The sequence below is a fragment of the Streptomyces aurantiogriseus genome, from assembly GCF_014649375.1.
GTDB classification, from domain to species: domain Bacteria; phylum Actinomycetota; class Actinomycetes; order Streptomycetales; family Streptomycetaceae; genus Streptomyces; species Streptomyces aurantiogriseus.
Map to the genome: position 1 here is coordinate 1 of NZ_BMSX01000055.1, position 10,782 is coordinate 10,782.

At 69.3% G+C, this 10,782-nt stretch carries 3 protein-coding genes; 2 read left to right on the top strand and 1 reads right to left on the bottom strand.

The annotated features are described in order from the left end of the window. Positions 1–8,027, bottom strand: an 8,027-nt coding sequence (locus IE263_RS47710) for a LamG-like jellyroll fold domain-containing protein (RefSeq protein ID WP_189944410.1), incomplete at its 3' end; no start/stop codon positions are given. 328 nt (positions 8,028–8,355) lie between these two features. Between IE263_RS47710 and IE263_RS47715 the strand changes: the two genes are divergently transcribed. Both IE263_RS47715 and IE263_RS49385 read left to right on the top strand, forming a co-directional pair. Further along, the gene (locus IE263_RS47715; protein ID WP_189944411.1) at positions 8,356–10,311 is read left to right on the top strand and encodes a tachylectin-related carbohydrate-binding protein; all 1,956 of its coding nucleotides are present in this window, start codon (positions 8,356–8,358) and stop codon (positions 10,309–10,311) included. A 253-nt stretch (positions 10,312–10,564) separates the two neighbouring features. Continuing rightward, positions 10,565–10,684, top strand: a complete 120-nt coding sequence (locus IE263_RS49385) for a hypothetical protein (RefSeq protein WP_229911581.1) — start codon at positions 10,565–10,567, stop codon at positions 10,682–10,684. The last annotated feature ends 98 nt before the right edge of the window (positions 10,685–10,782 follow it).

Consider the following 10,782-nt stretch of genomic DNA (forward strand, 5'->3'; position numbering starts at 1 on the left):
GCCCTCGGGTGGCGCACCGCCCAGTGCACCCCGTGATAGACGGACTTGGCTGTCTTGTAGGCGTAGTTCGCGCCCTGGACGATTTTCTTGCCCGCCCACTTCGCAGCCTTCTTGCACCAGCCGCAGCTCGGCCAGTGGCCGTCGGGGTCGGTGTAGTCCAGCGGGGCGCCGGCGCCGTAGGTGTAGCGGTTGGCCAGGATCGAGGCGCCGGAGTTGTAGGTGTAGGAGTCTCGGGAGTTGAAGGCGCCGGTGCCCGGGTCGTACCAGCGGGCGTGCATGTTGACCTGGTCGGTGTCCGGGTCGGTCCAGTCGCCCTGATAGCCGACGTTGCCGTCCATGCCCCCGGCGCCCTCGGCGCTCGCGGTGCCGCGGACCTGGCCGAAGGGGTCGAAGGCCGTGGACTGCTCCAGCGCCGTCGCCGCGCCGTTCGTCGCCGACATGTTGCCGACGATGTCGCCGTGCTTGTCCTCCAGCGTGAGCCGGGCCGCGCCGCCGTTCTCGGCGACCGCCATGAGCTCGTCGGCAGCGCCGCGGCCGTACGTCGACGTCTGGTCCTTGACGGGGTCCGGTGTGAAGCCGGCGTAGGAGAAGTCCACGCCGTTGCGGGCCGCGACACGGTCCAGCGAGTCGTAGGTGTACTCCGTGCCCGACTCGCCCGCCTTCACCATCCGGTCGAAGGCGTCGAAGGTGAACTCCTCCGTCAGGCCCGAGCTGGTGCGGGTCGCCAGCGTGCCGCGCGGTGTGTGGTCGTAGGTGTAGTCGCCGTCGGACAGCAGCCGGTTGCGTTCGTCGAAGGTGGCGGTCTTGCTGCCGTTCTTCACGCGGTTGCCGCTGTCGTCCCAGCCGTACTCCGTGGTGGTGCCATCCGCCGTCCAGGACGTCAGGCGGCCGGCGTGGTCGTAGCTGTAGGTGCTGGTCCCGGCCTTGGCCGTGCCGGCCGTGGTCTTCGACGTCAGGTGGTCGTCGGTGTCGTAGCCGTAGTCGGTCGACGCCATCGTCTGGCCGGCGTTGTTCTTCAGCGTGTCGGTGTCGAGCCGGCCCAGGTCGTCGTAGGTGAAGGAGCGGGACTGGCCGGAGGCGTAGTCGACCTTCTTGACCACACCCGCGCCGTCGTAGGTGTAGCTCTGCCGCACACCGGTCAGCGGGTCGGTCGCCGAGGTCAGCTGCTGCTTGGCATAGCTGAAGAGGGCGGTGCCGGCCGCGTCGGTGCGGCTGGTGAGCAGGCCGTCGTTGTTGTACTCGTACGTGGCTTCGCCTGACGGGCCCGTCGCCTCCAGCAGCCCGCCGCGGTCGTTGTACTCGTAGGTGTTGTCGCCCTTCGGGGACGAGGCCTTGACCAGCCGGCCCGCCGGGTCGTACTGGAACCGCTTCTCGGGGGTGGTCACTTCGGCGCCCGTGCCGGTCTCGCGGACCAGCTGGCCGGCCTTGTCGTACTCGCGCTCGCGGACCACGTTGCCCGGTGCGGTGAGCTTCACCGGCTGGCCGGCGGCGTCGTACGCGGTGGTCCAGGTGCGTGCCTCCGGTGCCGGGTCGCGGGCCGTGGCGGGCTCGATCACCGACTCGGCGAGGCCGAGCGAGTTGACCGTGTAGATCGTCGTGTTCCCGCGGCCGTCGGTGTAGCGGGTGCGGTTGCCGAGCGCGTCGTAGCCGAAGGTCGTGGTGATGGACTTGGTGTCGGAGACCGGCTCGGTCTGGCTGGTCAGCCGGTTCAGCGCGTCGTACGTGTACGTCGTCGTACGGTTCAGCGGGCTGGTCGACGTGACCAGGTTGCCCGCCTTGTCGTAGGTGTAACTCACCTTGCGCAGCTGGCTGTTGACCGGGTCCAGGTCCTGGTCCTGGACGAGCTGGCCGAGCTGGTCGTAAAGCTTCGCCGAGGTGCGGCCCATGCCGTCGGTGCGGCGCACCTCGCGGCCCGAGGCGTCGTACCCGAACTGGGTGATGGCGCCGCTCGCCTCCTGCAGCCTGGTCAGCTGGCTGAGCCCGTCGTAGGTGTACTGGCTGACCGCGCCGCTCGGCGAGGTCTGCTTGACCACGTTGCCCGCGTCGTCGTACTCGTTGCGGGTGGTGAAGGCGCCGGGCAGCGGCTTGCGCTCGATCTGGGTGGTGGTGACCGGGCGGTCGAGGTCGTCGTAGGTCGTCTCGGCGCTGGCGCCGTTCGGGTCGGTGACCGACAGGACCTGCCCGGTGCGGGTGTACGTGTACTTCCACTGCCCGCGCTCGTCGCCGGTTCCGACGGGCACGTCCTTGACGGTGAGCCGGTTCTGGCGGTCGTACTGGAACTTCGTCACGCGGCCGAGCGGGTCGGTCGTCTCGGTGACATTGCCGAGCGCGTCGTACTTGTTGGTGACCGTCGGGGCGACGGTCTGCGACGAGCCGGGCGGGGTGTAGGCGGGGGCGGTCGCGGTGACCGCGCGGCCGAGCCGGTCGTAGGCGGTGCGGTTCGTGCGGCCGAGCGCGTCGACCGACTCGGTGACCGCGCCGAAAGTGTCGTAACCGGTGAAGGTGGCGGGCCGGGACGTCTCGGGCGCGCTGCCGCCGGACTCGGTCTGGACGGCGGGCGCGGTGACGGAGACCGCCCGGCCCAGCTCGTCGTAGCCGTACTCGGTCTTGTTGCCCGCCGGGTCCGTCTTGGACGTGGTGAGTCCGCGGTCGTCGTAGGTGTAGAGCGTGGTGCGCGAGTCGGTGCTGTTCTCGACCGTCTCGTGGGTGACGTTGCCCGCGTCGTCGTACTGGTAGCGGACGGAGTCGCCGCTGACGCTCACCGGCCAGGGCACGTTGGAGGGGGAACCGCTGGAGGCGGCCGTCTCCACGTTGCCGGCGATGTCGTAGGTGTAGGTGGTGCGCCTGGCCAGCCCGCCGGGGTCCATGACCTCGGACTTCACCCGGCCGACCGCGTCGTACGTGTACGCGGTGACGAGCCTGCCGTTGGCGCTCGTCTCGGTCAGGACGTTGCCGGCGCCGTCGTAGGTGTTGGACTCCACGACGATGTCGCGCTTGGTGCCGTCGGGGTTGTGGAAGTCCTTGAGTGTGATCGACTTGACGAGGTCGTCGCCGTAGTACTGGTAGATCAGCGAGCGGCCCATCGAGTCGGTGTGCCGGACGAGTCGGCCGCCCATGTCGTAGGCGTACGACTGCAGGACGGTGTAGTCCCCGTCGCCTCCGTCGTCGTCCCAGTCGCGCAGCCGGGTCTCGGCCATCATGTTGCGCGCGGTGTAGACGTAGTCGAACTGGTTGCCGTTGGCGTCCACCATCGAGGTCTTGTTGCCGAAGACGTCGTAGGTGTACGTCGTCTCGTTGCCCTCGGCGTCGGTGACCCGCTCGGGGCGGCCGTGGTCGTCGAGTTCGAAGGCCATCACGCGCGTGGCGTCGCCGCCCAGCAGGTCGCTGATCTCGGTGCGCACCACGTTGCCGTCGGCGTCGTAGGTCGTGGTGGTCTTCTGCTGGTGCCTGGCGGAGGTGACGACATTGGTGGCCGCCGGGTCGGTGAGGGTGGCGACCCGGGAGAGCTTGTCGTAGGTGAAGGTCGACGTGGTGCCGGACGGGTGGGCGTCCGTGACGACGGTCTCGGTGAGCTTGCGGCCCAGCGCGTCGTATGTGTAGTTGGTGATACGCCCGGACGGCTCGGTCACCCGAGCCAGGTCGCCGTTCTTGTAGTACTGGTAGCGGGTGATCTTCCCGCGCGGATCGGCGGTGGTCAGCGGTAGCCCGGTGGGCGTGTTGCCGCCGCCGACGGCCTGTTCGACACCGGTCGTGTAGGTGTTCCTGGACGTGCCGCCGTCGGGGGCGGTCTGTGTGAGCAGGGCACCGCTGGTGTTGTACGTGTACTGGGTGCGGAAGCGGTTGTCGGTGGGGCCGGACGAGCGGCCGTCCCGGGTCTCCGACGGCTGGTCGCTCCGCAGGTCGAAGTCGCCCGTCGGCACCGGGTAGGTGGTGTACGAGGTCTGGCAGTCGCCCGCGGCTCGGCAGGTGGTGCGGCTGGTCACATTGCCGCGGTCGTCGTAGCCGAGGGTGACCTTGTCGCCGTTCTCGCTGATGATCCCGGTCTGGAACCCGTTGTCGTTGTACTCGAAGAGGCGGATGGCGACGCCGTCGACGGGGTGCCGGATGAAGTCCGGCTCGCCGCCGCCGTCACCGGGCGGGTTGGTGCAGAACGCCGGGTCGCCCGGGTCGGGTTGGGTGCAGATCCGGCCGGGGTCGGTGGGCGACGGGGACGGGGCCGCGGTGACGGACTCGCGGGCGCCGAGGGCCATCGGCTCGCCGTAGCGCAGCAGTCGCGAGGACAGTCCGTCGTACTCGTAGAAGTACGGGGCGTCCATCGGGTCGTGGACCTCGACGGTGCGGCGCAGGTCCCGGTCGTTGCCGAAGACCGCGGGGGTGCCGATCTTCCAGGTGCCGCCATTGCGGTCGGTGTACTCGTCGACCCGGTCGCGCGAGGCGTCGTACTGGACCTCGGAGGCGATCCGGCCGCTCGGCAGCGTCGTCTTCGTCAGGACGTCGGCGCTCCGGCCGCCCTCGCGGTAGTGGGCCGTGACGGCCGCGGAGCCCAGCGGGTGGTGGTAGACGGCGACGTCGTCGATGGCGCCCGCGAACGACTTGGCGGCGGTGGAGCCCCAGCCGGGCCAGGAGGCGGGGGTGGTGGCGTGGGCGGCGCCGATCTGGTTGTGGGTGAGGTTCGTCTGGAGAGGCTGCTTCCCGGTGATGGTGCCGGAGAGCTTGCCGTCCAGGTAGAGGCTCTGGGTCGAGCCGGACATGGACAGCACCGCGTGGTGCCACTTGCCGTCGTTGACGTTCTTGGTGATGTCGGTGATCGGCGCGATGGCGCCGGTCCAGAACTGGCCGCGCAGCTTTCCGTCGGTGCCGACGTACAGCATCGGGACACCGGTGCCGGGGGTAGTGCCCCAGGCCTTGTCCTGGTAGCCGACCAGCGGTCCGCCGACGCCGGTGGCGATCGTCTTGAACCAGACCTCCACGGCGGCGTCACGGCTCTTCTTCAGCGTGCCGGCAGGCAGATCGATCCGCGAGGTGCTGCTGCCGAAGGTCGCTGCTGTGCCTGGGTCGCCGGCGATCGCGCCCGCAGCCTTCAGGGTGACGTTCTGGTAGGTGCCGCGGTCCTTGCCGAGGTTGGCCTCGTTGGCGCTGTTGGCGGCGGTGCCCTCCTCCTCGCCGAGGCGCCAGTAGGACTCGGGGCGGGAGTCGAGCACGGTGGTGCTGTAGTGGCTGCCGGTGCCGTAGGTGTACTGGGTGCAGCCGTTCAGCGGATCGCAGACCCTGTCCAGCAGGTCGCCGGTGTAGGTGTACGTCCAGGTCAGCGGGGCGCCGTCGACGGCGGTCGTCTGGACCCTGGTGACGTGCGCGCCGGTCCAGGTGAAGGTCAGCGAGCGGGTCGTCCGGTTGTTCGTCGCGGTCTGGAGCTTCCCGGCGCTGTAGGTGTAGGTGACCGCGTTGGAGTACGGGTCGGTGATCTTGGCCAGCAGGCCGGAGGAGCTGAAGTCGTACGTCGTACCGGACTTGTCCTGCAGCTTGTAGGTGCTTGTCGCCGAGTCGAAGGTCAGCTTGGCGAAGCGGCCGGGCGGCGGGGCGAAGGTGCCGTCGGCGTTCTTGCCGAAGCGGACGTCCTGGCCGTCGGGGTAGCGGATGACGACGTTGCCGGTGCCGTCGTCGTCAGGCGTGAGCCGCATGTCGTAGCGGGTCGTCCAGCCGGCGCCGAAGGCGAGGTCACGCCGCGGGTCGAGGCTGTTGTAGGTGCGGATGAGCGTCAGCTCGGGGCCGACGCCCGCGACGGAGGCGTCGACGGCGCTGGAGGTGAAGTTGCCGACGTTCGGGTCGAACTCCTTGCCCTGCGCTTCGGAGAGCCGTGAGGTGATCTCGGGCTGCGGCACGGCGGCGACCAGCGCCACCTGAGCGGTGGGTACCTCGTTGGTCGCGTCCTTGACGAAGCCGCGCCACAGGTAGGTCTTGCCCCACTTCAGCCGCCCGGACGGGACCGGGTAGGCAGAGCTCGTCTGGTAGGCGGAGGTGGTGCAGGCGGTCGGCTTGCCGTCCTTGTCCGCCTCGCAGATCTCGAACTTGTACTGGAGCGTGGAGCCGGCCGGCGCGTCGATGTCGGTGCCTGCCGCCCACAACTGCGGGGTCAGGGTCTGGGCCTGGTAGCCGTTCGGCGGGAACTGCTCCTTGACCACCGGAGCGATGTCGAAGACCTGGATGGTCAGCCGGCCCGGCGGCACGTGCTCGTCGGTGAAGACCTTGCCACCCTGGCGCACCATCGTGAAGTCGAGCAGGTAGACGCCCGGCGGGAGCGCCTTGATCGTGGCGTCGACGGTCGCCTTGGCGCCGCGGGCCACATTGCCGGGGAGGCTGCCCGCGCGCTGCTGGGTGACCAGCTTGCCCTTCTTGTCGTACGCCCGGTAGGCCAGGTAGTAGGTGGACGGCGTCCAGGTCTCGGCCCCCTTGTTGGTGACGGAGACCTTGACCTTCCCGGCCTGGTTCTGCAGCACCGGCGGGTCGGGGACGGGCTTGGGGAAGGCGTAGGACGCGTTGTACGGCGAGTGGGTGACGTACAGCTTGGGCGGGTTGGCCGTGGCGTGGCCAGTGAACTTCTTGAACGCGAGCGAGTCGGTGACGGACGCCCGCAACGACAGGCCGTGGTTGGCCTGGGTGCCGTTCACCCAGCGCTGCACCAGGTCGCGTCCGCCCTTGCCGAGGTCGAAGAGCTCACCGGCGGCGGGGCACGCGGACTGCGACTGCCCGAAGCCTATGTGGCCGTACGCGAAGGACTTCGAGGCGAGCGCGCTGCCGACCGAGGGGCCGGGGTAGGCGGTCCTGGTGTTGGCGGTCCAGGACTCGGTCACGGGGTGAACGGAGACCGGGCGCGGCTTGCAGGAGGCCGAGTCGAAGTTCACGACCTGGAGCTGCACACCGAAGATCTGGTGGTACCTGAGCTCCTCGTCGAGTCCGGGGAAGCCGAGGTACGCGGCGGAGTCGCCGCCGGGGCCCTTGCCGACGTGCAGGTCGCTGGAGCAGTCGGCGGAGCCGTTACCGCAGACCGTCATGGAAGTGGAGGCGGACGTGGTGTCGACGGAGGGGTCGACGCGGACGGGGTAGGCACGGGCCGGGTCGGCGAGCCAGTCCCGGTCGGCGGTCACCTTCAGCGCCTGGCCGCCGTCCTGTCCCTGGACGAGTTCGTACGTCACGGCGTGCGAGACCGCTTGGGCGGCGTCCTCCATGAACCCGGCCGGAATGACGGCGCGGGTGCGGCCCTCGGCGTCGGTCAGCAGAATCGATCCGCCGTCGATCCTGGCGGTGAGGCCCTCGAGGTGGAGCGGGAAGACGAAGCTGTTCGGGGCGGTGGCCGACTTCAGGACGAGCGTCTCCTTGACGCCACCGGCCTGCGAGTCGAGCCAGAGGTCGGTCTCGGGGAGCACCTGCTCGTAGCTGACGCGGGCACCGTCCGCGGTGCCGGCCACGGAGGCGGCGCCGCTCAGCCCGTAGCCGAAGGACTCACCGGAAGGCAGGGTGACGGAGGCGAGCTCTCCGGCGTCGGCCCGGTCGGCGAAGCGCAGGGCCACGGAGTCGGCGGCGTTCGCCCAGCCGCCTTGCTGCTCGACCAGTTCGCTGTTGATGGGCCGCCAGGCGCCTTGGTCGTCCCGGTAGTTGATCGGGTCGGTGGAGATCTCGCTGGTGCGGGTGCCGTCTTCGTTCGCGTACGTACGGCTGCGGGTGTCCCGCTCCGAGACGATCTCCTTGCTCGTCCTGCGGTCGAAGCCCTTGACCTGCGCGGGGGCCGGCGTGGTGACCTCGACCGCGTTCTTCCGGGCCGTGGGCCGGGCGGCGGGCGGGGTCTTCAGCGGGTACTTGGCGCGCAGGGATTGCGGCGCGTCGTCGTTGCGCGGACCACCCGCGAAGTGGCTGAGCCCCTCGGCACTGCCCCAGCGCTGGCCGGGGCCCTTGGCGGCGGCCGGCTTCTCCGGGAAGAGCGGGATCCCCACTCCCCCGATGGCGAGCGAACCGAAGGCGATGACCGCTGTCACGGCGAGTGCGATGGCCTTGCCCCACCGGGAACGCAGGAGTCTTGGCATCACTAACTTGCGCGCGAGTCTCCGGTACGCCGGCACAGTCCCCCCACAGGACGAACGAATAATCAGATGGGAGCCTGACGGTTCGTCGGGCTCTTTGTCGACTCATTGGCCAGTCCATCCACCTGAGTGTTATCCCATCGTGATCATCTTCCCTCGACGCCCAACTTAGGCTTCCTGACGGCCACTTACGGCTCGAGCTCACAGGGGGGGCTTCCGCCGGAAGCCACGAAACAGGCTGCCCTGGGGCGCCTTGTTCGACGGAAGGACACGACGAATCCACATGGCATTGATTCCACACCGCAGAGTCGGCCGACTGACCTCCGTGACAGCGGCCGCAGCGGCCGCACTGCCGCTGCTCGTCACAGCCCCGGGCACGGCACACGCCGCCGATTCGGCGACCTGCCCGGCCAACGGCCGTACATACGTCACCAACGCGGCCGGTGAGCTCCTTCAGTACACGATGGCCAATCCGCTGACCGGTTCGACCTTCTCCGCTTACCAGAAGGTGGGCACGGGCTGGGGGGCATACGGGAAGGTACTCGCCGGCCCGGACGGGCAGTTCTACGCGTTCAAGTCGGATGGCACCTACTACGCGCACCGCACGGAGTCCGGCACGTGGGACGTCGCCCCCAAGCGCGTCAGCACCGCCCTCGGATGGCTGTCGAACGCGGCGGACCGTGAGCAGGCCACTGTCGACCGGTCCGGCTGGCTGTGGGTCGCGGACAACCTGGGCCAGCTGTACGCCTACCGCTACGACGCCTCGATCGATGGCCTGCGGTCGCTGAGGGTCCTGGACAAGGGGTGGGACCGCTACAACCTGATCACCGCCGGCGACTCGGGCGTACTCTACGGTCGGGCGACCGACGGCAGGCTCTACCGTTCCCGTTACGACCTCGCCAGCCAGCGCTGGATCGAGCGCCACGTCCTTGTCGGCTCCGCGGGATGGGGCAACTTCAAGACCATCACCGCCGGCGGCGGCGACACCGTGGTGGCCGTGCAGACGTCCGGCGCCGCGGTGTACTACCGCTACGACGAGAACACCGGTGCCTGGCCCGTACTGGCGAAGCAAGTGGCGGCCAGCGGCTGGCAGAACTTCCCCAACGTCACGTCCAAGCCGGACAACTGCAGTCTTGTCGCGAACCACACGCCCACGGCGACGCCGCTGGAACGGGAGAAGTACACCCCGAACGTCGTCATGCAGGCGTCGGACGGCAAGCTGGAGCTCGCCTACACCGACAACATCGGCCACGTGGTCCACGGCCGCACCGACCCGGCTGACATCAACGGCGCCCAGTGGACGGTGATCTCGGGTCTGGAGAATGCCTTCACCGGCCGGCCCTCGCTCGCCGAGCACACCGACGGCCGCGTCGTCGTCACTGCCCACAGCACCTCCGGCAGCGTCTGGCAGCGCGACCAGGCCGCGAAGTCCAGTACCGACTGGGCCGCCTGGAGGGACTTGGCGGGGGCGATGCAGCAGCACGCCGTCACGGCGAAGACACCCTCGGGACTGCTGGTGCAGTTCGCAGCGGACGCCAACGGTGTGCCCTGGTACCGCCTTGAGAACGTGCCGAACAACAACTTCATGGGCTGGATGCCGCTCTCCGGCACCGGCTTCACCGGCTCCTTCACCGCCCTCACCGTGCGCGACGGCATCCAGCTCTTCGGCAGGAAGGCCGACGGCACACTGTCCACCGCCCTCTTCAAGGAGGACGGCACGCTCTCGGCGTGGACCCCCCTCGGCACCCAGGCCATCGTCGGCACGCCGTCCGTCGTCGTCTACCCCGGCTACCGCATAGGCGTCTTCGCCACGGACGCGAACGGCAACGTGGTCACCACCGCCCAGTCCGCCGAGGGCGGCGCCTACGGGACCTGGCAAACCGTCGCCGGGATCACCGCGCAGGGCTCCCCCAGCGCCGTCATCTCCCCGCTGACAGGCCTCACGGAGATCGTCGTCCGCGGCACCGACGGCACCGTCTACAACACCGGCGAGACCACCCAAGGCAGCGGTGTCTGGCGCGCCTGGAGGCAGGTGACCTCCGAAGCCTCGGCCACCGAGCCGACCGCTTTCACCTACACCAGCCCCACCGGCTCGACCTGGGCCTACACCTTCCGTACCTCAGACAACCAGACCCGCATCTACGACGCCCAGCAGACCTCTTCACTCAGCGCGATGCGCGCCGCCGCCGACGCCCCGGACTTCCAGGGCACCAAGCTGCCCGCCCCGCCGGCCAAGTGATCACCGCGTCCGGGGAGGGCGGGAACGAGCCGCCCTCCCCGGACGTGCACCTCCCGTTCACCTGGCACCCGGGCCAGAAAGCCGCCTCCGCCCGACGGCAGGGTCGAGCGGTGACCACGCTCTCCGTCGTCGTCCCCTGATGCAACATCTCGGGGTACCCCGCCGATACCGTGACCGGGCTAGTGAACAACCCCGCAGCGACTTCTAGTTCATCTTCGTCAAGGACTGCTCGAAGGACGACGCAGCCGAGGCCCTGGCCGCACTTGCTCCCCGGATTCCCCAACAGCACCAACGTCAGACACGAGCAAACAAAGGACTCGCGTCTGCGCGCAGCACAGGGCTCGACCGGGCCACCGGGCGGTACAGCGAGTGAGCGAAGGCCGTCGCCAAGACAGTCAAGAACTCCTGGGTTTACAAGACAGCCAAGTCCGTCTATCACGGGGTGCACTGGGCGGTGCGCCACCCGAGGGC

Bases quoted from the DNA above. Each gene is read 5' to 3' on its own strand.
- IE263_RS47715 (WP_189944411.1), top strand. From the start codon at position 8,356: ATGGCATTGATTCCACACCGCAGAGTCGGCCGACTGACCTCCGTGACA.